Origin of the sequence: Streptomyces sp. TLI_146 (genome assembly GCF_002846415.1) — a bacterium.
Classification (GTDB): Bacteria; Actinomycetota; Actinomycetes; order Streptomycetales; family Streptomycetaceae; genus Streptomyces.
In genome coordinates, this window is the sequence record NZ_PJMX01000001.1 from 2,744,557 (window position 1) to 2,767,159 (window position 22,603).

A 22,603-nucleotide genomic window follows, 5' to 3' on the forward strand; every position below is an offset into this window, starting at 1 on the left:
AGAAACGGAATGGGCGCCCTGATCGTCGGGGCGGTGCGGCGCGCCCCCCCGTGCGCCGCTTGGGGTGCTTTGCCCCCGCGCGTCACATGAGCGGCGTCAGGAAGCGCCGCAGCGCCTCCTCGTAACGGGCGGGGTCGGCGTTCCACATCGAGGCGTGCGGGGCGTGCTGAACCGCGTGAAGGGTCACCAGATCGGGGCGGCGGGCCGCGAGTTCACGGGTGAGGTGCCAGGAGGCCAGAGTGTCGTCGGGGCCGTGGAAGACCAGGGCCGGGACGCTCAGGGCGGCCGGGTCGGCGGCCTCGCGCAGACGGTCGCCGTGCGGGCCGGTGCGGCCCTGCGCGGCCCGGACGGCGAGTGGAAGCAGCGCGCTCGGGGCGCCGTGGGCGACGGCGAGGGCGCGCAGCGTGCCCTCCCAGTCGAGCACCGGGGAGTCGAGGACGACGCCCCGGATGTGCTCGCGCATCCCGGAGCTCGCGGCGGCGTGCAGCGCCATGGTGGCGCCGGTGGACCAGCCGTGCAGGATGACGCGCTCGGCCCCGGAGCGCACGGCGTACCGGACGGCGGCGTCGAGGTCGCGCCACTCCGAGTCGCCGAGGTGGCCGAGGCCGTCCGGGGAGCGGGGCGCGCCCTCGTCGCCCCGGTAGGCGATGTCGAGCACGGGGAGCCGGCGGTGGTGCAGGAACCCGATGACGTTGAGCGGGTGCTCGCGGGTGGTGCCCAGGCCGTGCACGGTGATCACCCAGGTCTTGCGCACCCCCGGCACCAGCCAGGCGGGCAGCACCCCGAGCTCGGCGGGGATCTCCACGTCCTCGTAGTCGACGCCGAGCGCCTCCTTGGGGGTGCCGTGGTGGAGCTGCGGGGTGAGCCGGACCCGGTCCCCCGGCTGCGGGCTGCCCCGGGTGACCAGCTCCAGGCGGCGCACCACGGTGTCCGCCGGGTGCGGCACGTCGACGACCTCGCCGACCACCGCGCGGATGCCGGGCCCCTCGATCCCGTACAGGCCGGGGCGCAGCGAGGCCAGGCAGCGGGTCAGGGTGATCCGCCCGGGCCCGGTGGCGTGCACGGTGAGTTCGGGGTCGGTGGGCAGCGGGCGGCCGGGCGGCGCCTTGAGGGCCGCGTCGCTCGCGTACCGTCCGGCGGCCACCGCTGCCGCGCCGACGCCGATGAGTGTGGTGACGGCCGCTGCCGTCGCTGTAGCCGGGCGCACCGTTCCAGTGTCGGCAGTGCGCGGCGGCATGGCCAGTGGGCGGGGGCCTACCGGGGCACGCCCGGGTGCGGGGGCGTCAGCGCTGCCCGTATCCCCGGAACTGTTCGGCGGCCCGGTCGAGGTCGGCGGCGGAGAGCAGGGAGGGGGTGCGGCCGGGGACGGAGGAGGCGGCGAGCCAGAGGCGGCACATCCACTCCAGTTGGGCGGTGCGGTCGTATGCCTGGGAAAGGGTGGTTCCGTAGGTGATCGTCCCGTGGTTCCGCAGGAGGCAGCCGGTGCGGCCTTCGAGGGCGCCCAGCATGTTCCGCGCCAGTTCCTCGGTCCCGTACAGCGCGTACGGCGCGACCTGGACCGGACCACCGAGCGTGGCGGTCATGTAGTGGACCGGCGGGAGCTCGGTGACCAGGGTGGAGACGGCCGTGGCGTGCACGGCGTGGGTGTGGACGACGGCCAGGGCGTCGGTGTTCCGGTATACGGCCAGGTGCATGGGCAGTTCGCTGGTGGGGCGCAGCGAGCCGGTCACCTGGTGGCCGGTGAGGTCGACGGCGACGGTGTCGTCGGGGCCGAGGCGGTCGTAGGGGACCCCGGTGGGGGTGACCAGGACCAGGTCCCCGACGCGTACGGAGACATTGCCCGAGGTGCCCACGACCAGGCCTTCCTCGGCGGTGCGGCGCGCGGTGGCGGTCAGCTCGGCCCAGGCCGCGGCGACCGCCGCTGAGTCGTTCGGCTCTCCCATGGGGGCGATCCTCGCAGGCTCCGCCCGGCGAGCGGCGGAGTGAGCAGAATCTCTTCTATAGGCGCTATGACCGGTTCACGGGGTTTGTCAGAGCCTGACCGCATCAAAAACCGGTCAGATACACCGTGACGCCCGACCCAGTTCACCTTCCGTTCATCCAAGTTACTTACGTTCGTCCAGCCACTGACGTCGAACGATTGCCTGGGTAAATGGAACACATCACGCTGCTGCTCGCCATTGTGGTCGTGACAGCTCTAGTGTTCGATTTCACGAACGGTTTCCATGACACCGCCAACGCGATGGCCACGACCATCTCGACCGGCGCCCTGAAACCCAAAGCCGCGGTCGCCATGTCCGCCGCGCTCAACCTGGTCGGCGCGTTCCTGTCGGTGGAGGTCGCCAAGACGATCTCCGGCGGGATCATCAACGAGAAGGGCATCAGAACAGAGGTCATCTTCGCGGCGCTCGTCGGCGCCATCCTCTGGAACCTGGTGACCTGGCTGCTCGGCCTGCCGTCCAGCTCGTCCCACGCCCTGTTCGGCGGTCTGATCGGCGCGGCCGTGATGTCGGCCGGCTGGTCCTCGGTGAACGGCTCGACCGTCGTCACCAAGGTGCTGCTCCCCGCCGTCGCCGCCCCGATCGTCGCGGGCGTCGCCTCGATGCTGGCCACGCGTCTGACGTACCGGATCAACCGGAATACGGACGAGAAGGCCACCGCCAAGGGCTACCGGGCCGGACAGATCGCCTCCGCCGGTCTCGTCTCGCTCGCCCACGGCACCAACGACGCGCAGAAGACGATGGGCATCATCACCCTCGCCCTGGTCACCGGCGGAGTGCTGCACCCGGGTGCCAACCCCCCGATGTGGGTCATCGTCTCGGCCGGCATGGCCATCGCCATGGGCACCTACCTCGGCGGCTGGCGCATCATCCGCACCATGGGCAAGGGCCTGACCGAGCTGGCGCCGCCGCAGGGCTTCGCCGCCCAGTCCGGTGCCGCGACCGTCATCCTGGCCTCCTCGCACCTCGGCTTCTCGCTCTCCACCACCCAGGTCTGCTCCGGCTCCGTCATGGGCGCCGGCCTCGGCCGCAAGGGCGGTGTGGTCCGCTGGTCCACCGCGACCCGCATGTTCATCGCCTGGGGCCTGACCCTGCCCGCCGCGGGTCTGGTCGGCGCCGGCGCCGAGTTCCTCACCGGCCAGGGCACCTGGGGCGTCGTCCTCGTGGCGATCCTCCTGGTCGCGGGCTCCGGCTTCATCTGGAAGCTGTCGCGCCGCCAGCCGGTCGACCACAACGACGTCACCGCCACGGCCACCCCGGCCGAGTCCCCGGCCGAGCCCGCGGGCGTCGTGACCACCGCGATCGCCGCCGTCACCCCGCCGCCCACCGTCGCCGCCGTGGCCGCCGATCTGACGGCCACCATCCCGGCGCCGGCCCCGGTGGCCCCCGCCGACCCGGCCCGCCCGGCTGCCGTCTGAACGGGCCGACCCGGCCCGCACCCCAAAGGAATCGTCATGCACATCGACTGGGCAGCTCTCGGCACCGTCTTCGGTGTCAGCCTCATCGTCACCGTCGGCCTGGTGGGCCTGTTCACCGTCGGGATCATCGGCCTCAGCAAGCAGCAGTCGGCCGCGGCCGGCAAGGGCAACGTCGCCGTCGCCCGCACCACCGCCTACCTCTGCTTCGCGCTCTGCGCGGCGGCCGTCGCGTACGGCATCAACCTGATCGTCGGCAAGTAGCGCGGCGAGCGGTACCGCACACCCCCAGAACCGCCCTCCGGCCCCGCCGGAGGGCGGTTCTCTGTGTGCCTGGGCACACTCTCCCGTCGCAGGTCAGCAGCGAGTTGACGGGCGTTCGCGGGCGTGGTGGACTGCCCGAGCCATTACGGCGGCAGAAGAGGAAGCCGGTGCGAATCCGGCGCGGTCCCGCCACTGTCATCGGGGAATCATCCCCGTGAGCCAGGAACTCTCACCGCCGGTCGACGTCGTACCAGGGCGCGGACACCCTGAGTGAGGACATACCGCCATGTGCGCCTGCCTGTTGCCGGCACCCCCCGGAAGTACCAGAGCCCTTCTCGGCGTTGCGGCGGGCTGATCCCATGCGTGCCGATCGCACTTTCGCGTACGGCGCCACCGCCGGTCTCCTCGGCGACCTCCTCCTCGGCGACCCCCGCCGAGGGCACCCGGTCGCCGCGTTCGGCCGTGCCGCGGCCGCTGTGGAGCGCGCGCTGTGGCGCGACCACCGGGGCTGGGGCGCGCTGCACACCGCCGTGTGCGCCGGAGGCGCCGCGGGCACCGCGCTGCTCGCCACGCGCGCGGTACGCAGGCGTCCCGCCGCGTCCGTCGCCCTGACCGCCGCCGCCACCTGGGCCGTCGTGGGCGGCACTTCGCTGGGCCGGGAGGCCCGGGCGATCGGCGCCGCCCTGGAGGCCGGGGACGTCGAGGCGGCCCGCGCGCGCCTGCCGCACCTGTGCGGACGCGACCCGCAGTCCCTGGACGCGCCGGGCATCGCGCGCGCGGTCGTCGAGTCCGTCGCCGAGAACACCTCGGACGCCGTGGTCGGCGCGCTGGTGTGGGGGGCGCTCGCGGGGGTGCCGGGCCTGGTCGCCTTCCGCGCGGTCAACACGCTGGACGCGATGGTCGGCCACCGCTCGCCGCGCCATCTGCGGTACGGGTGGGCCTCGGCGCGCCTGGACGACGTGGCGGGCTGGCCGGGCGCCCGGCTCACCGCCGCACTCGCGGTGGCGGCCGGAGGCGCTCCGCGTCGCGCCACGCGCGCGTGGCGCGACGACGCCCGCAAGCACCCGAGCCCCAACGCGGGCCCCGTGGAGGCGTCGTTCGCGGGCGCGCTCGGAGTACGGCTGGGCGGCACCCTCTCGTACGGCGGCCGCGTGGAGCACCGGCCCGTCCTGAACGGGGGCGGCCGGGCGGTGGAGGTCGCGGACATCGAGCGGGCGGTGCGGCTGTCGCGCCGGGTGGGCTGGCTGGCGCTTGGCGCGGCGATCGCGGTGAGGAAGGTACGGACATGAGCGGCGGACTGCTGGTCGCGGGCACCACGTCGGACGCCGGGAAGAGCGTCGTCACCGCCGGGATCTGCCGGTGGCTGGTGCGCCAGGGCGTGAAGGTCGCGCCGTTCAAGGGACAGAACATGTCCCTCAACTCGTTCGTCACGCGCGAGGGCGCCGAGATCGGGCGGGCGCAGGCGATGCAGGCGCAGGCGGCGCGCGTCGAGCCGTCCGCGCTGATGAACCCCGTGCTGCTCAAGCCGGGGAGCGACCGGTCGAGCCAGGTCGTACTCATGGGCAAGCCGGTGGGCGAACTGAGCGCCAGCGGCTACCACGGCGGGCGCCAGGAGGCGCTTCTCGGCACCGTCGTGGACTGCCTGGAGCGGCTGCGGGGCACATATGACGCCGTGATCTGCGAGGGGGCGGGCAGTCCGGCCGAGATCAATCTGCGGCGTACCGACATCGTCAACATGGGCATCGCGCGCGCCGCGAAGCTGCCGGTGGTGGTGGTCGGCGACATCGACCGGGGCGGGGTGTTCGCCTCGTTCTTCGGTACGACGGCGCTGCTGAGCCCCGAGGACCAGGCGCTGGTCGCCGGGTACATCGTCAACAAGTTCCGCGGCGACGTCTCGCTGCTCGAACCCGGCATCGACATGCTGCGCGGTCTCACCGGTCGTCATACGTACGGGATCCTGCCGTACGCGCACGGGCTCGGCATCGACGAGGAGGACGGCCTGCGGGTGTCGTTGCGCGGCGCCGTGCGCGAGTCCGTGGTGGCGCCGCCGGTCGGCGAGGACGTGCTGCGGGTCGCGGTCTGCGCCGTCCCGCTGATGTCCAACTTCACCGACGTGGACGCCCTCGCCGCCGAACCGGGCGTGATCGTACGGTTCGTGGACCGGCCCGAGGAGCTGGCCGACGCGGATCTGGTCGTGGTGCCGGGAACCCGGGGCACGGTCCGGGCGTTGGAATGGCTGAGGGAACGGGGGCTGGCGCGGGAGCTGGCGCGCAGGGCGGCCGAAGGGCGTCCGGTGCTGGGGATCTGCGGCGGGTTCCAGGTGCTCGGAGAGCACATCGAGGACGAGGTCGAGTCACGGGCGGGTTCCGTGACGGGGCTCGGACTGCTGCCCGTACGGGTGCGGTTCGCGCCCGCGAAGACACTTGCACGGCCGACCGGCGAGGCGCTGGGCGAGTCCGTGGAGGGATACGAGATCCACCACGGCGTCGCCGAAGTGCTGGGCGGGGAAGCCTTCTTGGACGGATGCCGGGTCGGTGCGGTCTGGGGGACGCACTGGCACGGGTCACTTGAGAGCGACGGATTCAGACGACGGTTCCTGGAGACGGTCGCGAGCGCCGCAGGACGGCGTTTCGTGCCCGCCCCGGACACGTCGTTCGGCGCGCTGCGCGAAGAGCAGCTGGACCGCCTCGGCGACCTCATCGAAGAACACGCGGACACGGACGCGCTCATGCGGCTCATCGAGCAGGGCGCGCCCGCAGGACTTCCCTTCATCGCACCTGGAGCACCCGCATGAGCACTGTGCTGTTGTTGTCGACCGCCGACACGGATCTGCTGGCGGCCCGGGCCTCCGGGGCGCCCTTCCGGATCGGCAACCCGACCCGTATCGACGTGGCCGAGGAGCTGCCCGCGCTGATCGAGGGCGCGTCCGTGGCCGTCGTGCGCCTGCTCGGCGGCAAGCGCGCCTGGGAGGACGGGCTCGCCGCGCTGAAGGCGTCCGGCATCCCGACGGTGCTGCTCGGCGGCGAGTCCGTGCCGGACGCGGAGCTGATGGCCGAGTCCTCGGTCCCGGCCGGTGTGGTCGCCGAGGCCCTGCGCTATCTGGTCGAGGGCGGCCCCGGCAACCTCGTGGAGCTGTCCCGGTTCCTCTCCGACACCGTGCTCCTGACCGGCGTGGGCTTCGCCGAGCCGGAGAAGATGCCCGAGTGGGGCGTGCACGGCACGCGCGCGTACGTGGAGGGCCGCCCCACGGTGGGCGTGCTCTTCTACCGCGCCCACGAGCTCTCCGGCAACACCTCCTTCGTCGACGTCCTCTGCGACCGCATCGAGGCCCAGGGCGCCAACGCCCTCCCGGTGTACGTGGGTTCGCTGCGCGGCGCCGAGCCCGCGCTCTACGAGACGCTGGGCCGGGCGGACGCGCTCATCGCGACGGTCCTGGCGGCGGGCGGCACCACCGCGTCACAGGCCAGCGCGGGCGGCGACGAGGAGGCGTGGGACATCGGCGCCCTGGCCGACCTCAACGTCCCCGTGCTCCAGGGGCTCTGCCTCACCTCGTCCAAGGCGGTGTGGGAGGCCTCGGACGCGGCCCTCTCCCCCATGGACGCGGCGATGCAGGTCGCCATCCCCGAGTTCGACGGCCGGCTGATCACCGTCCCGTTCTCCTTCAAGGAGCAGGGCCCGGACGACGTGCCGGTCTACGTCGCCGACCCCGAGCGGGCCTCCCGGGTCGCCGGGATCGCGGTGCGCCACGCCCGCCTCAAGCACAAGCCGAACGCGGAGAAGAAGCTGGCCCTGGTCTTCACGGCCTACCCGACCAAGCACTCCCGCGTCGGCAACGCGGTGGGCCTGGACACGCCCGCCTCGGCCGTGCGGGTCCTGGACGCCCTGCGCGACGCCGGTTACGTAGTGGAGGGCCACCCGGACAACGGCGACGAGCTGATCCACCGCCTGATCAACGCGGGCGGCCACGACGTGGAGTGGCTCACGGAGGAGCAGCTGGCCGCCGCACCCGCGCGCGTGCCGCTCGCCGACTACCGCGCCTGGTTCGAGAAGCTGGAGCCCGAGCTGCGCGACGGCATGCTGGAGCACTGGGGCGAGCCGCCGGGCCAGCTGTACGTGGACGGGGACGAGATCGTGCTCGCCTCCCTCCAGTTCGGCAACGTCGTCGTGATGATCCAGCCGCCGCGCGGCTTCGGCGAGAACCCCATCGCGATCTACCACGACCCGGACATGCCGCCGTCGCACCACTACATGGCGGCCTACCGCTGGCTGGAAAACAGCTTCGGCGCCGACGCCATCGTCCACATGGGCAAGCACGGCACCATGGAGTGGCTGCCCGGCAAGGGCCTGGGCCTGTCCTCCGGCTGCGGCCCGGACGCGGTCCTGGGCGATCTGCCGCTGGTCTACCCGTTCATCGTCAACGACCCGGGCGAGGGCACCCAGGCCAAGCGACGCGGCCACGCCACGGTCGTGGACCACCTGGTCCCGCCGATGGCCCGCGCCGACACCTACGGCGACCTGGCCAAACTGGAGCAACTCCTCGACGAGTACGCGCTGGTGAGCGACCTCGACCCGACGAAGGCCCCGGCCGTGCGGGCCCAGATCTGGACGCTGGTGAAGGCCGCCGAGCTCCACCACGACCTGCACGTCGACGAGCAGCCGGACGACGGCGACTTCGACGAGTTCGTCATGCACATCGACGGCTATCTGTGCGAGATCAAGGACGTCCAGATCCGCGACGGCCTGCACATCCTGGGCGGCGGCCCCGAGGCCGAGCCCCGGGTCAACCTGGTGCTCGCGGTGCTGCGCGCCTCCCAGGTGTGGGGCGGGCAGGCCAACGCGCTTCCGGGCCTGCGCGCCTCGCTGGCCGAGCACTTCGGCCTGGTGGAGAAGGAGCTCCTGGCCGAGCCGGGCACACCGGTGAAGGTGCCGGTGGAGCTCACGGACCTGGTCGAGGGTCCCGCCCGTACGGCGGCCGACGCGATCGACCTCCTGGAGCAGCTGTGCCGCCGCCTGGCGGAGGGCATGGAGGAGCGCGGCTGGGACGCCGCCGCCTGCGGCCCGCTGGTGACGCGGGTCCTGGGCGCCGAGCTCGCCCCGGCCGTGGCAGTCCTCGACTTCGCCTGCCGCGAAGTGGTGCCGCGCCTGGCCCGGACGACGGACGAGATCACCCACATCCTGCGGGCGCTGGACGGCGGTTACGTCCCGGCGGGCCCGTCCGGCTCCCCCACCCGGGGCCTGGTCAACGTCCTGCCGACCGGCCGCAACTTCTACTCGGTCGACCCCAAGGCCATCCCGTCCAGGCTGAGCTGGGAGGTCGGCCAGGCACTGGCGGACTCGCTGGTGCAGCGCTACCTCGCGGACAACGGCGCGTACCCGAAGTCCGTGGGCCTCACGGTCTGGGGCACCTCGGCGATGCGCACCCAGGGCGACGACATCGCGGAGATCCTGGCGCTGCTGGGCTGCCGCCCGGTGTGGGACGAGGCGTCCCGGCGCGTCACCGGCTTCGAGGTGGTCCCGGTCTCCGAGCTGGGCCGCCCCCGCATCGATGTGACCGTCCGCATCTCCGGCTTCTTCCGGGACGCGTTCCCGCACGTGGTCGGCCTGATCGACGACGCGGTGCGGACGGTGGCGGAGCTGGACGAACCGGCCGACTCCAACTACGTACGGGCGCACGCCGACGAGGACACCGCCGAGCACGGCGACCGCCGCCGCGCCACGGCCCGTATCTTCGGCTCCAAGCCGGGGGCGTACGGGGCGGGCCTGCTCCCCCTGATCGACGCCCGCAACTGGCGCTCGGACGCGGACCTGGCCGAGGTGTACGCGGTGTGGGGCGGCTATGCGTACGGGCGCGGCCTCGACGGGCGCGCGGCGCGGGGCGACATGGAGACGGCGTTCCGGCGGATCGCGGTGGCGGCGAAGAACGTCGACACCCGCGAGCACGATCTGGTCGACGCCGATGACTACTTCCAGTACCACGGCGGCATGGTCGCCATGGTGCGGCACCTCACGGGCGAGTCCCCCGAGGCGTACGTGGGCGACTCGGCCACCCCGGACCAGATCAAGACCCGCACCCTGGGCGAGGAGACCCACCGCGTCTTCCGCGCGCGCGTGGTCAACCCGCGCTGGATGGCGGCGATGCGGCGCCACGGCTACAAGGGCGCGTTCGAGATGGCCGCGACCGTGGACTACCTGTTCGGCTACGACGCGACGGCGGGCGTGGTCGACGACTGGATGTACGAGAAGCTCAGCGCGGAGTACGTGTTCGACGAGACGAACCGGGACTTCATGAAGAAGTCCAACCCCTGGGCGCTGCGCGGCATCACGGAACGGCTCCTTGAGGCGGCCGAGCGCGGCCTGTGGGCCGAACCGGACGCGGAGACGCTGGAGCAGCTCCGCGCGACCTATCTGCAGCTCGAAGGCGACCTGGAGGGTGACGACGCATGAGCACGCCTTATCCGTTCACCGCGATCGTCGGTCAGGACGACCTGCGTCTCGCGCTGCTGCTGAACGCGGTGTCACCGGCGGTCGGCGGCGTCCTCGTCCGGGGCGAGAAGGGCACCGCCAAGTCGACCGCCGTGCGGGCGCTCTCCACGCTGCTGCCCGAGGTCGACGTCGTCACCGGCTGCCGGTTCTCCTGCGACCCGGCGGCGCCCGATCCGGCGTGCCCGGACGGGCCGCACGAGGCCGGGACCGGGGCGGCCCGGGCCGCGCGGATGGTGGAGCTACCGGTCGGCGCGTCCGAGGACCGGCTCGTCGGCGCGCTCGACATCGAGCGGGCGCTCGCAGAGGGTGTCAAGGCCTTCGAGCCCGGTCTACTGGCCCACGCCCACCGAGGGATCCTCTACGTGGACGAGGTCAACCTCCTCCACGACCACCTGGTCGACCTGCTGCTCGACGCCGCCGCGATGGGCGCCTCGTATGTGGAGCGCGAGGGCGTCTCCGTACGGCACGCGGCGCGGTTCCTGCTGGTGGGGACCATGAACCCCGAAGAGGGCGAGCTGCGGCCGCAGTTGCTCGACCGGTTCGGGCTGACCGTGGAGGTCTCGGCGTCCCGGGAGCCGGACCAGCGGGTCGAGGTGGTCCGCCGCCGTCTCGCCTACGACGACCAGCCCGCCGCCTTCGCCGCGCGCTGGGACGACGAGGAGAAGTCCGTACGGGCGCGGATCGTGGCGGCGCGGGCGCTGCTGCCCGAGGTGCGCCTCGGCGACGCCGCGCTCCGGCAGATCGCGGCGACCTGCGCGGCCTTCGAGGTCGACGGGATGCGCGCCGACATCGTGATGGCGCGCACCGCCACGGCGCTGGCCGCCTGGGCGGGGCGTACGGACGTGCTCGCCGAGGATGTCCGGCAGGCGGCGCTGCTCGCGCTGCCGCACCGGCGCCGGCGCAACCCGTTCGACGCCCCGGGCCTGGACGAGGACAAGCTCGACGACACCCTGCAGGAGTTCGGGGACCAGGGCGAGGACGACGACCCGGATCCGGACGGTCCCGGCGGCGGGGGCGGGCAGCCCCCGCAGGACGGCGGCCCGACGCCGGACGCGGGCGCCGGGGACACCCCCGCGCGCCCCGAGGCGGGCGAGGGCGGCGAGCCGCAGCCGTCCGGCGCGGGCGAGCAGCAGGCCGTCCGGGCGGGCGAGCCGTTCCGTACGAAGATGCTGAGCGTGCCCGGGCTCGGCGAGGGCGCGGCCGGGCGCCGTTCGCGGGCCCGCACGGCGCACGGGCGCACGACCGGGGCCCGCCGCCCTCAGGGCGCCCTCACCAAGCTGCACCTGGCGGCGACCATCCAGGCGGCGGCGCCGCATCAGCGGGCGCGCGGGCGTTCGGGGCGCGGCCTGGTCGTCCGGCGCGACGATCTGCGCCAGGCGACCCGGGAGGGCCGCGAGGGCAACCTGGTGCTCTTCGTCGTCGACGCCTCGGGCTCGATGGCGGCCCGGCAGCGGATGGGCGCTGTCAAGGGCGCGGTGCTCTCGCTGCTGCTCGACGCCTATCAGCGGCGGGACAAGGTCGGCCTGATCACCTTCCGGGGCAAGGACGCGGAGGTGGTCCTGCCGCCGACGTCGTCGGTGGACGCGGCGGCGGCCCGGCTGGAGACGCTGCCGACGGGCGGGCGCACCCCGCTGGCGGCCGGGCTGCTCAAGGCGCACGACGTGCTGCGCGTGGAGCGGCTGCGGGATCCGTCGCGGCGGCCGCTGGTCGTGGTGGTGACGGACGGGCGGGCCACCGGTGGCGTGGACCCGGTGGCACTGGCGGGCCGGTCGGCCCGGCTGCTCGCCGCCGAAGGGGTCGCCTCGGTGGTCGTGGACTGCGAGGCGGGCGCGGTGCGCCTTGGGCTCGCGGCCGAGCTGGCGCGGGAGCTGGGCGGCCCGGCGGTGACGCTGGACGAACTGCGGGCCGACTCGATCGCCGGTCTGGTCAAGGACGTGCAAGGGACTTCGAGGAGGGCCGCCTGATGCCGCAGGGACAGCCGAGTGTGGTGCCCGAGGACGGGCTGACGACCCGTCAGAGGCGTAACCGGCCGCTGGTCGTGGTGCACACGGGCATCGGCAAGGGCAAGTCGACGGCCGCGTTCGGGCTCGCGCTGCGGGCCTGGAACCAGGGCTGGCCGATCGGGGTGTTCCAGTTCGTCAAGTCGGCGAAGTGGAAGGTCGGCGAGGAGAACGCGCTGAAGGTGCTGGGCGCCTCCGGCGAGGGCGGCAGCGTCGCCTGGCACAAGATGGGCGAGGGCTGGTCCTGGGTCCAGCGGGATCTGCAGGGCGACAACTCGACCAACGAGGAGAAGGCCCGCGAGGGCTGGGAGCAGGTCAAGCGGGACCTGGCGGCCGAGACGTACCAGCTCTACGTGCTCGACGAGTTCGCCTACCCCATGCAGTGGGGATGGGTGGACACGGACGAGGTCATCGCGGTGCTGCGGGACCGCCCGGGCACCCAGCACGTGGTGATCACGGGGCGCAACGCACCGGAGAAGCTGGTGGACTTCGCCGATCTGGTGACCGACATGTCCAAGGTCAAGCACCCGATGGACGCCGGCCAGAAGGGGCAGCGGGGCATCGAGTGGTAGCACGTCTCGTCATCGCGGCCCCCTCGTCGGGCAGCGGGAAGACCACGGTCGCGACGGGCCTGATGGCCGCGCTCGCCGCGACCGGGCTCACCGTGTCCCCGCACAAGGTCGGCCCCGACTACATCGACCCCGGTTACCACGCCCTGGCCACGGGGCGCCCGGGGCGCAACCTCGACGCGTATCTGTGCGGCGCGGAGCTGATCGCTCCGCTGTTCGCGCACGGCGCGCGTGGGTGCGACATCGCGGTGGTCGAGGGCGTGATGGGGCTGTACGACGGGGCGGCGGGGCAAGGTGAGCTCGCCTCCACCGCGCAGGTGGCGAAGCTGCTGCGGGCGCCGGTGGTGCTGGTCGTCGACGCGTCCTCGCAGTCGCGGTCGGTGGCGGCGCTGGTGCACGGGTTCGCGTCCTGGGATCCCGGGGTGCGGATCGGTGGGGTGATCCTCAACAAGGTGGCGTCGGAGCGGCATGAGGTGCTGCTGCGCTCGGCGCTGGACGAGTCGGGGGTGCCGGTGCTCGGCGCGCTGCGGCGGGCCGCGCCTGTCTCGACGCCGTCGCGTCACCTCGGGCTCGTGCCGGTCGCGGAGCGGCGGGCCGATGCGGTGGCCGCTGTCGCGGCGATGGCGGAGCAGGTGCGGCGGGGGTGCGATCTGGCCGCGCTGGTGGGGTTGGCCCGGTCGGCGCCGGGGATGGCCGACGAGCCGTGGGACCCGACGGGATTGTTCCCCCACCCCGCCCCTTCCCTGAACCCTCCGGGGGTGGGTGGGGGTGAAGGCGGTCTCCTGGGGGCTGCGCCCCCGGACCCCCTTGCGGGGCCTGCGGCCCCTGCACCCCGCTCGGGGCTCCGCCCCGGGTCTCCGTTCGTCAGCGGGCCGTCCTCGGCTGGTCGCGCAGTTCCCCGCGCCCCTTGGGCCGCGGGGGCTGAAGATGCCAGTCTTTCCAGGGGCGCGGGGAACCGCGCGACCAGCCACCCACACCCCGCAGACGAACCCCGGGCCGACAAGGGGCGCGGGGAAGTGCGCGACCAGCCACCGACGGCCCGCAGACGAACACCGGGCCCAGGGGTGCAGCCCGTCGTCGCCATCGCCGGGGGCCCCGCCTTCACCTTCTCGTATGCCGAGCATGCCGAGCTGCTGACCGCCGCCGGGGCGGACGTCGTGGTGTTCGACCCGCTGAGGGACGAGCAACTGCCCGACGGGACCGCCGGGTTGGTGATCGGCGGCGGGTTCCCCGAGGTGTACGCGGCGGAGCTCAGTGCCAATGAGCCCCTGCGCAAAGCCGTCGGCGCGCTCGCGCGCGGTGGCGCGCCCGTCGCCGCCGAGTGCGCCGGGCTGCTCTACCTCGCGCGCTCGCTCGACGGGCAGCCGATGTGCGGGGTCCTGGACGCCGACGCCCGGATGTCGGAGCGGCTCACGCTCGGGTACCGGGAGGCCGTCGCCGTCGGGGACAGCTGCCTCGCGCCCGCCGGCACGCGGCTGCGCGGGCACGAGTTCCACCGGACCGTCCTCGACCCGGGGGCGGGGCCCGCGCCCGCGTGGGGTCTGGTGCACCCGGAGCGCCGGGTCGAAGGTTTCGTACAGCAGGGCGTGCACGCGAGCTATCTGCACACGCACTGGGCCGCCCGGCCCGCCATCGCCCGTCGGTTCGTCGAGAGGTGCACGCCATGAGCAAGCTGGTCGGAGTCGGAGTCGGCCCGGGTGACCCGGAGCTGGTGACCGTCAAGGGCGTACGGGCCCTGAAGGAGGCCGATGTCGTCGTCGTGCCCGTGATGGCCGCGGCCGACGGGCAGGACGGCGGCGAGCCCGGCCGCGCCGAGGCGACCGTGCTGCACTACGTGGACCAGGAGAAGGTCGTCCGGGTCGTCTTCGCACTCAACGAGCGGTCCGACCGGGGGCGGCGCGAGGCCGCCTGGGACGCGGCGGGCGAGGCGGTCGCCGCGCTGCTGCGCGCGCACGGCTCGGTCGCGTTCGCGACCATCGGCGACCCCAATGTGTATTCGACGTTCACGTATCTCGCCCAGACGATCACCGAGCTGGTGCCGGGGACCGGGATCGTGACCGTGCCGGGGATCACCGCGATGCAGGACCTCGCCGCGCGTTCGGGCGCCGTGCTGACGGAGGGGACCGAGCCGCTCACGCTCGTCCCCGTCACCGCCGGGGCGACCGTGCTCAAGGACGCGCTGGAGGGGCCGGGCACGGTGGTGGCGTACAAGTTCGGGCGCCAGGCCGGTGAGGTGGCGGCGGCGCTGCGGGCGACCGGGCGGATCGAGGACGCGGTGTGGGGCTCGGCGCTCGGCCTGGACGAGGAGTTCATCCGCCCGGCCGCCGAGCTCGACGGCAGCGCGCTGCCGTACCTCTCGACGCTCATCGCGCCGGCGCGGCGCGAGGGCGGGCGCGGCGGCAAACTGTGACGGCGCCCAGGGCTCCGTACGCGCCGGGCTCACCCCGCCAGGCCCACCACCAGCCAGATGAAGGCCACCCCGCCGACCGTGAACAGCAGGGTGGACAGCGCCGGGTGGTCGTGGTGGGCCTCGGGCAGGATCTCGGCGGCGGCCAGATACAGCAGCACTCCGCCGAAGAAGCCCAGATAGCTTCCGAGCAGCTCGGCCGGAAGGGTGAACAGCAGCGTCGAGGCGGCGCCGACCATCGGGGCGAGCGCGTCCGCGATCAGCATGGCGACGGCCTTGCGCTTCTCGTTCCCGTACAGGCTGGTGATCGTGTACGTGTTGAAGCCGTCGGCGAAGTCGTGCGTGATCACGGCGACCGCCACGGCCGCGCCCATGCCGCCGCCCACCTGGAAGGCCGCGCCGATCGCGATGCCGTCCATGAGGCTGTGGCCGACCATCGCCGCGGCGGCCGTAAGCCCCACCTGCGGCACCCTCTCGTCCGCCCCATGGCCCGCCCTGCGCACCGCGAGCACACGCTCCACCAGGTGGCCGAGGAGGAAGCCGCCGACGAACAGCAGCAGCGCGGCCGGTACGCCGAAGACCTCGTCGCCCGCGGCCTCCAGCGCCTCCGGCAGCAGGTCCAGCCCGACCACGCCGAGCATCAGCCCGCCCGCGAGACCCAGCACGAGATGGCGCCGGTCGGTGACGCGCTGGGCCGTCCAGCCACCGACCAGTGTCATCAGGAACGCGCCGAGCGCCACGATCACCGCCATGCGCCCTTGCTAACCGACTGACCCACCCCCGCGCATTTCGCTTTACCGACTGTGTGACGTACGAGAGGACCCCTCCCATGGCCGATGCCCCCACCGGCAGGCTGACCGTCGTCGGCGCCGGCCCCGGCGCCGCCGACCTGCTGACGTTCCGCGCCGCCCGGGCGATCGCCGAGGCCGACGTGGTCATCTGGGCCGCGAGCCTGGTGCAGGCCGAGGTCCTGGACCACGCGCGCGAAGGCGCCGAGATCCTGGACTCGGCGGCGATGTCCCTGGAGGACGTCGTCGGCGTGTACGAGCGGGCCGCCCGCGAGGGGCTGAAGGTCGCCCGTATCCACTCCGGCGACCCGGCGCTGTGGGGCGGCACCCAGGAGCAGCTGGACCGGGTGGCGGGGCTCGGCCTGGAGGTCGAGGTCATCCCGGGTGTCTCGTCGTTCTCGGCGGTCGCGGCGATCGCCCAGCGCGAGCTGACCATCCCGGAGGTGGCGCAGTCCGTCATCCTCACCCGCCTCGGCGGCGGCAAGACGCCGATGCCGCCGGGCGAGGAGGTCCGCGAGTTCGCGCGGCACGGCACCACGATGGCGATCTTCCTGTCCGCGGCCCGCTCGGGTCAGCTGGTGGAGGAGCTCCTTGAGGGCGGCTACCCCACCTCGACGCCGGTCGTCATCGCGTACCAGGCGACCTGGCCCGAGGAGCTGGTGCTGCGCTGCACGATCGAGACCCTTGAGGAGACGGTCAAGGAGCACAAGCTCTGGAAGCACACGCTCTTCCTGGTCGGCCCGGCCCTCTCCGCCTCCGGCACCCGCTCGCACCTCTACCACCCGGGTCACTTCCACGGCTTCCGCCGGGCCGACCCGGCGGCGCGCCGCGCGCTGAAGGCCGAGAAGGCGGAGCGCGCCTCGTCATGATCACGGTCATCGGTACGGGGACGGGCGCGCCGCTGGCACCGGACGCCCTGGCGGCGCTGGCCGGGGCCACGCTGGTCACCGGCGCCGCCCGCCATCTCGCGGCGGCCGAACTGCCGCCGCAGGCCAAGCAGTTGGTGCTCGGCCCGCTGGCGCCCGCCCTGGACGCCATCGCCGAGCACCACGAGCGCGGTGGCCGGGCCGTGGTGCTGGCCTCCGGTGATCCCGGGTTCTTCGGGATCGTGCGGGCGCTGGCCGAGCGGTTCGGACCGCAGGAGCTGGACGTACGGCCGGGGACCGCCTCGGTGGCGGTCGCCTTCGCCCGCCTCGGGCTGCCCTGGGACGACGCGCTGGTGGTCAGCGCGCACGGCCGGGACCTGCGGACGGCCGCCAACGTGTGCCGGGCGCACCCCAAGACCGCCGTGCTGACCGGTCCCGGTGCCGGGCCCGCCGAGCTGGGCGCGGAGCTCGCCCGGCGGGCGCCCGAGCGGATGCTCGTCGTCGCCTCGGCCCTCGGCGACCCCGAGCGGGAGCGGCTGGTGCGGGTGACCCCGGCGGAGGCCGCGGCCCGGGAGTGGGACGCGGTCAGTGTGATCGTCTGCCTGGACGAGGAGAAGGCGCTCTCGCCGCTGCGCACGGTCGCGGGCGGCCGGGCCACCCCCGACCGCTGGGCGCTGGACGAGTCCGCGTTCGCCCACCGCGACTCGATGATCACCAAGGCCGAGGTGCGGGCGCTGGCACTGGCCAGGATCGGGCCGCGCCTGGGCGATCTGGTCTGGGACATAGGGGCCGGGTCGGGTTCGGTGGCCGTGGAGTGCGCGCGGTTCGGGGCGGCGGCGGTCGCGGTCGAGAAGACCGCCGAGGGCTGCGAGCACGTCCGGGCCAACGCGGTGGCGCACGGCGTGGACGTGAAGGTGGTGCACGGCGCGGCGCCCACGGTCCTGTCGGATCTCGCCGATCCGGACGCGGTGTTCATCGGTGGCGGCGGCCGCGAGCTGCCCGCGATCGTGACCGCGTGCGCCCGGCGGGCCCGGCGCTCGGTCGTGGTGGCGCTGGCGGCGCTCGACCGCGTTCCGGCGGTGCGGGCGGCGCTTGCCGGGGCCGGTCTGGAGACCGACGGCGTGCTGTTGCAGTCCTCCCGGCTCGCCCCGCTGCCCGGGGACGTGACCCGGCTCGCCGCCACCAACCCCGTCTTCCTGCTGTGGGGCGACCGCCCCGCGGCCCCTGTTGTCGAAGGAGCTGTTCAGTGATCGGCCTGATCTCCGCCACGGCGGCGGGCGCCGTAGCCCGCGACCGGCTGGCCGCGGCCTGGCCCGGCCGGGTCCGGGTGTACGAAGGACCCGTGCGGGAGGCCGTGGAGCGGGCCTTCGCGGAGTGCGACCAGCTGGTGTGCTTCCTCGCCACGGGCGCGACGGTCCGGCTGCTCGCCCCGCTCCTCGCGGACAAGGTGTCCGACCCGGGTGTGGTCTGCGTGGACGAGGGCGGGCGCTTCGCCGTCTCGCTGCTCGGCGGCCACGGGGGCGGCGCCAACGCGCTGACCGCCGAGGTGGCCGACGTCCTCGGCTGTACGCCGGTGGTGACCACGGCGACGGACGCGGTGGGCGTCCCCGGCCTGGACACCCTCGGCCTGCCGGTGGAGGGCGCGGTGGCGGCGGTGTCCCGGGCGGTCCTGGACGGCTCGCCGGTGGCGCTGCGGGCGGACGGCGTGTGGCCGCTGCCCGCGCTGCCCCCGAACGTGACCCCGGCCGCAGAGGGCCCCGCCGCCACCCTCCACCTGACCGACCGCCTGCTCGAACTCGGCCCCGCCGACGCCGTGTTGCGCCCCAGGTCGCTCGTCGTGGGGGTCGGCGCCTCCAAGGGCGCGCCCGTCGACGAGGTGCTCGGGCTCGTGGCGGACACACTCGCGGGTGCGGGGCTCAGCGCGCTGAGCGTGGCCGCACTGGCCACCGTGGACGCGAAGTCCGACGAGCCGGGGATCGTCGGGGCCGCCTCCCGGCTCGGGGTGCCGCTCACCACGTACAGCGCGCAGGAGCTCTCCCGTATCGAGGTGCCGAACCCCTCCGACGCGCCCCTGGACGCCGTGGGGACGCCGTCCGTCGCGGAGGCCGCCGCGCTCGCGGGCGGGGGTGAACTGCTGGTGCCCAAGCGGAAGTCGAGCCCCGAGGGGCGGGCCGCGATGGCCACCTGCGCGGTGGTGCGGCGCGCCCCGCGCGGGCGGCTCGCGGTCGTCGGGCTCGGGCCCGGCGCCCGGGACCTGCTCACCCCGCGCGCCAAGGACGAGCTGCGCCGGGCCTCGGTGCTCGTCGGGCTCGACCAGTACGTGGACCAGATCCGCGATCTGCTGCGGCCCGGCACCACGGTGCTGGAGTCGGGGCTCGGCGCCGAGGAGGAGCGGGCCCGTACCGCCGTCGCCCAGGCGCGCGAAGGGCACGCGGTCGCGCTGATCGGCTCCGGCGACGCGGGGGTGTACGCGATGGCGTCGCCCGCGCTCGCCGAGGCCGCCGACGACATCGAGGTGGTGGGCGTGCCGGGCGTGACGGCCGCGCTGGCAGCCGCCGCGATCCTGGGCGCGCCGCTGGGGCACGACCACGTCTCCATCTCGCTCTCGGACCTGCACACGCCGTGGGAGGTCATCGAGCGCCGCGTACAGGCGGCCGCCGAAGCGGACATCGTGGTCACCTTCTACAACCCGCGCAGCCGGGGCCGCGACTGGCAGCTGCCCAAGGCGCTCGGCATCCTCGCCGAGCACCGCGCCCCGCACACCCCGGTCGGGGTGGTGCGCAACGCCTCGCGTCCCGACGAGAGCAGCAGGCTGACCACGCTCGGCGTACTGGACCCGGCGACCGTGGACATGATGACGGTGGTGACCGTGGGCAACACGGCCACCCGGGAGATCGCCGGCCGCATGGTGACCCCGCGCGGCTACCGCTGGCAGACCGGCACCCACGGGGAGGCCTCGTGAACCGGCCCTGGGAGCGTCCGGTCCACCCGATCGAGGTGGAGTCGTACCGGCGGATGCGCGCCCGCCTCGACACCACCCACTTCGCGCCGCTGACCAGGGCCGTGGTGGAGCGGGTCGTCCACTCCGCCGCCGACCTCGGCTACGCCACGGACCTCGTCATGGACGAGGACGCGCTGGCGAAGGCGCACGCGGCGCTGCACGCCGGGGCGCCGGTCGTCACCGATGTGGAGATGGTCGCGGCCGGGATCACCCGGCGCGAGACCGTCTGCCGCCTCAGGGACGCCGAGTCCGGTCCGGGCCTGACGCGTTCGGCGCACGCCATCCGGCTCGCGTACGAGGAGGTGGGCCCCGGCGCGCTCTGGGTGATCGGCAACGCGCCCACCGCGCTCGAAGAGCTCCTCACCCTCGACGCCGCGCCCGCGCTGGTGATCGGCCTCCCGGTCGGCTTCGTCGGAGCCGTCGAGTCGAAGCAGGCGCTGCGCGAGAGCGGTCTGCCCGCCGTCAGCAACGTTTCCGAGAAGGGCGGTTCGGCGGTGGCCTCCGCCGCGCTCAACGCCCTTCTGTACCACCCCCTCGCCAAGGAGAACCAGTGACCACCCCCCAGACCAAGCCCGCACTGCTGATCGCCGGGCACGGCACCCGGGACGACGCCGGGGCCGAGGCGTTCCGCTCGTTCGTGGCCGAGCTCGGCCGCCGCAACCCCGAACTGCCCGTCGCGGGCGGCTTCATCGAGCTGTCGCCGCCGCCGCTGGGCGAGGCCGTGACCTCGCTGGTGGAGCAGGGCGTCAAGCGGTTCGCCGCCGTGCCGCTGATGCTGGTGTCGGCCGGGCACGCCAAGGGCGACATCCCGGCCGCGCTGACCCGCGAGAAGGAGCGCCACCCCGGCATCTCCTACACGTACGGGCGCCCGCTCGGCCCGCACCCGTCGCTGCTCGCGGTCCTGGAGCGCCGGGTCGACGAGGTCCTCGGCGACCTCGACCGCTCCGAGGTCACCGTCCTGCTGGTCGGCCGGGGCTCGACCGACCCGGACGCCAACTCCGAGGTGTACAAGGCGGCCCGGCTGTTCTGGGAGGGGCGCGGTTACGCGGGCGTGGAGACGGCGTTCGTCTCGCTGGCGGCGCCGGACGTGCCGTCCGGTCTGGACCGCTGCGAGAAGCTGGGCGCCCGGCGGATCGTGGTCCTGCCGTACTTCCTGTTCACCGGCATCCTGCCGGACCGGGTGCGGGAGCAGACCGAGGCGTGGGCGGCCGCGCACCCCGAGCTCGACGTCCGTTCCGCCGAGGTCATCGGCGCGGCCGAGGAGCTGCACGCGCTGGTCATGGAGCGGTACGAGGAGGCGGTGAAGGGGGATCTGCGGATGAACTGCGACTCCTGCGTCTACCGGATCGCGCTGCCCGGATTCGAGGACAAGGTGGGACTGCCCCAGCAGCCGCACTTCCACCCGGACGACGACGGCCACCATCATCACCACCATGGCAGCCATGCGCACGCACATCACTGAGCACGATCTGCGCCACCACGGGGACGCCGAGGTCCGTGACGGCGGCGAAGGCCTGACCGATCTGGCGGTCAACGTACGGGCGGGCACTCCCCCGGAGTGGCTGCGGGAGCGGATCGCCGCGTCCCTGACCGGGCTCGCCGCCTACCCCGACGGGCGGGCGGCGCGGGCGGCGGTCGCGGGGCGGCACGGGCTGCCGGTGGAGCGGGTGCTGCTCACGGCGGGGGCGGCGGAGGCGTTCGTGCTGCTGGCGCGGGCGCTGCCGTTCCGGCACCCCGTGGTGGTGCATCCGCAGTTCACCGAGCCGGAGGCGGCGCTGCGGGACGCGGGGCACGCGGTGCGGCGGGTGCTGCTGCGCCCGGAGGACGGGTTCCGGCTCGACCCGTCGGCGGTGCCCGAGGACGCCGACCTGGTGGTGGTGGGCAACCCCACCAACCCCACATCGGTGCTGCACCCGCGCGGGGTGCTGGCCGCGCTGGCCCGGCCCGGGCGGACGCTGGTCGTGGACGAGGCGTTCATGGACGCGGTGCCGGGCGAGCGGGAGGCGCTGGCGGGGCGTACGGACGTGCCGGGCCTGGTGGTCCTGCGCAGCCTCACCAAGACGTGGGGGCTCGCGGGGCTGCGGATCGGCTATGTGCTGGCGGAGCCGTCCACGGTGACCGCGCTGTCCCGGGCCCAGCCGCTGTGGCCGGTCTCCACGCCCGCGCTGGTGGCGGCGCAGGCGTGCGTGTCGCCGCGGGCCCTGGCGGAGGCGGAGGAGGCTGCTCGCCGCCTCGCCACGGACCGGGCGCATCTGGTCGCGGGGCTGGGGGAGTTCGAGGAGGTACGGGTGGTGGCTCCGGCGGAGGGGCCGTTCGTGCTGGTGCGTATGGCGGGGGCGGATGCGGTGCGGGCGCGGCTTCGGGGGCTGGGGTTCCTGGCTCGCCGGGGCGACACGTTCCCTGGCCTGGGCCCGGAGTGGCTACGTCTCGCGGTGCGGGACCGCGCCACGACGAACCGTTTCCTCCAGGCCCTGGACCAGGCCCTGACGCTGACGTCCGGCTGAGCGGCGCGCTCCGGGGGTAGGTGGCTGAGGTGGCTCTCCCGGGGACTGCGCCCCCGGACCCCCGCTTGCGGGGCCTGCGGCCCCTGCACCCCGCTGAGTTCGTCTGCGGACCGTCTGTGGCTGGTCGCGCAGTTCCCCGCGCCCCTTAAATGCGCCCCTTCGGGGCGCCCTGTAGGGGCGCGGGGAACTGCGCGAGCAACCGGCCACCGGCCCGCAGACGAACTCAGGGGATCCGGGGGCAAAGCCCCCGGCAGCCCGCCCCGACCCACCACCCGGCCGCCCGCCCAGGGCTTTAGGGAAGGGGCG

18 protein-coding genes and 1 riboswitch are annotated in these 22,603 nt (G+C 74.1%); of the genes, 15 read left to right on the forward strand and 3 right to left on the reverse strand.

What is annotated here, in order from left to right; translation table 11 throughout:
• Positions 1-82: 82 nt before the first annotated feature.
• Positions 83-1,207, reverse strand: coding sequence for an alpha/beta hydrolase (locus tag BX283_RS12590; RefSeq protein WP_101387704.1), 1,125 nt, complete (start codon positions 1,205-1,207; stop codon positions 83-85).
• A 76-nt stretch (positions 1,208-1,283) separates the two neighbouring features.
• Positions 1,284-1,943, reverse strand: a complete 660-nt coding sequence (locus tag BX283_RS12595) for a class II aldolase/adducin family protein (protein WP_101387705.1) — start codon at positions 1,941-1,943, stop codon at positions 1,284-1,286.
• A gap of 209 nt (positions 1,944-2,152) precedes the next feature.
• Between BX283_RS12595 and BX283_RS12600 the strand changes: the two genes are divergently transcribed.
• From BX283_RS12600 to cobI, 9 genes are all read left to right on the forward strand, one after another.
• Positions 2,153-3,418, forward strand: a complete 1,266-nt coding sequence (locus BX283_RS12600; RefSeq protein ID WP_101387706.1) for an inorganic phosphate transporter — start codon at positions 2,153-2,155, stop codon at positions 3,416-3,418.
• A 36-nt stretch (positions 3,419-3,454) separates the two neighbouring features.
• Complete coding sequence (locus BX283_RS12605) at positions 3,455-3,679, forward strand: hypothetical protein (RefSeq protein WP_101387707.1); 225 nt, start codon at positions 3,455-3,457, stop codon at positions 3,677-3,679.
• Between the two features lie 110 nt (positions 3,680-3,789).
• A riboswitch (cobalamin riboswitch) is annotated at positions 3,790-3,931 on the forward strand.
• Between the two features lie 107 nt (positions 3,932-4,038).
• A complete protein-coding gene (locus BX283_RS12610) occupies positions 4,039-4,968 on the forward strand; it encodes a cobalamin biosynthesis protein (protein WP_101387708.1) in 930 nt (309 codons plus the stop codon).
• On the forward strand, positions 4,965-6,473 hold the full coding sequence (locus tag BX283_RS12615; protein ID WP_101387709.1) for a cobyric acid synthase: 1,509 nt from the start codon (positions 4,965-4,967) through the stop codon (positions 6,471-6,473). Before BX283_RS12610 ends, BX283_RS12615 begins: the two co-directional genes overlap by 4 nt.
• On the forward strand, positions 6,470-10,123 hold the full coding sequence (gene cobN, locus BX283_RS12620; protein WP_101387710.1) for a cobaltochelatase subunit CobN: 3,654 nt from the start codon (positions 6,470-6,472) through the stop codon (positions 10,121-10,123). The genes BX283_RS12615 and cobN overlap by 4 nt, the downstream gene beginning before the upstream one ends.
• A complete protein-coding gene (locus BX283_RS12625; protein WP_101387711.1) occupies positions 10,120-12,126 on the forward strand; it encodes a putative cobaltochelatase in 2,007 nt (668 codons plus the stop codon). The genes cobN and BX283_RS12625 overlap by 4 nt, the downstream gene beginning before the upstream one ends.
• Positions 12,126-12,734: a cob(I)yrinic acid a,c-diamide adenosyltransferase gene (gene cobO / locus BX283_RS12630; RefSeq protein ID WP_101387712.1), complete on the forward strand. Its 609-nt coding sequence runs from the start codon at positions 12,126-12,128 to the stop codon at positions 12,732-12,734. The genes BX283_RS12625 and cobO overlap by 1 nt, the downstream gene beginning before the upstream one ends.
• On the forward strand, positions 12,728-14,398 hold the full coding sequence (locus tag BX283_RS12635) for a cobyrinate a,c-diamide synthase (protein WP_101387713.1): 1,671 nt from the start codon (positions 12,728-12,730) through the stop codon (positions 14,396-14,398). Before cobO ends, BX283_RS12635 begins: the two co-directional genes overlap by 7 nt.
• Positions 14,395-15,141 (forward strand): precorrin-2 C(20)-methyltransferase, encoded by a 747-nt coding sequence (cobI, locus tag BX283_RS12640; RefSeq protein WP_101387714.1) that lies wholly within the window; start codon positions 14,395-14,397, stop codon positions 15,139-15,141. Before BX283_RS12635 ends, cobI begins: the two co-directional genes overlap by 4 nt.
• 29 nt (positions 15,142-15,170) lie before the next feature.
• On the opposite strand, the gene BX283_RS12645 is transcribed toward cobI, so the two are convergent.
• Positions 15,171-15,890 carry a ZIP family metal transporter gene (locus BX283_RS12645; protein WP_101387715.1) on the reverse strand — a complete coding sequence of 240 codons (720 nt, stop codon included), beginning with the start codon at positions 15,888-15,890 and terminating at the stop codon, positions 15,171-15,173.
• Positions 15,891-15,967: 77 nt separating this feature from the next.
• Here BX283_RS12645 and cobM point away from each other — a divergent pair, with 77 nt between their 5' ends.
• Genes cobM through cobC form a run of 6 tightly spaced genes read left to right on the forward strand, consistent with a single transcriptional unit; the run spans position 15,968 to position 22,297 of the window.
• Positions 15,968-16,795, forward strand: a complete 828-nt coding sequence (gene cobM, locus BX283_RS12650; RefSeq protein ID WP_101387716.1) for a precorrin-4 C(11)-methyltransferase — start codon at positions 15,968-15,970, stop codon at positions 16,793-16,795.
• Entirely contained in the window at positions 16,792-18,042 is a 1,251-nt protein-coding gene (gene cbiE, locus BX283_RS12655; protein WP_101387717.1) for a precorrin-6y C5,15-methyltransferase (decarboxylating) subunit CbiE, read from the forward strand. The genes cobM and cbiE overlap by 4 nt, the downstream gene beginning before the upstream one ends.
• Positions 18,039-19,754: a precorrin-3B C(17)-methyltransferase gene (gene cobJ, locus BX283_RS12660; RefSeq protein ID WP_101387718.1), complete on the forward strand. Its 1,716-nt coding sequence runs from the start codon at positions 18,039-18,041 to the stop codon at positions 19,752-19,754. Before cbiE ends, cobJ begins: the two co-directional genes overlap by 4 nt.
• 53 nt (positions 19,755-19,807) lie before the next feature.
• Positions 19,808-20,347, forward strand: coding sequence for a precorrin-8X methylmutase (locus BX283_RS12665; protein ID WP_373979568.1), 540 nt, complete (start codon positions 19,808-19,810; stop codon positions 20,345-20,347).
• Positions 20,344-21,255, forward strand: a complete 912-nt coding sequence (locus BX283_RS12670; RefSeq protein WP_101387720.1) for a sirohydrochlorin chelatase — start codon at positions 20,344-20,346, stop codon at positions 21,253-21,255. The genes BX283_RS12665 and BX283_RS12670 overlap by 4 nt, the downstream gene beginning before the upstream one ends.
• Positions 21,227-22,297: an Rv2231c family pyridoxal phosphate-dependent protein CobC gene (gene cobC, locus BX283_RS12675; RefSeq protein WP_101387721.1), complete on the forward strand. Its 1,071-nt coding sequence runs from the start codon at positions 21,227-21,229 to the stop codon at positions 22,295-22,297. Before BX283_RS12670 ends, cobC begins: the two co-directional genes overlap by 29 nt.
• Positions 22,298-22,603: the final 306 nt, after the last annotated feature.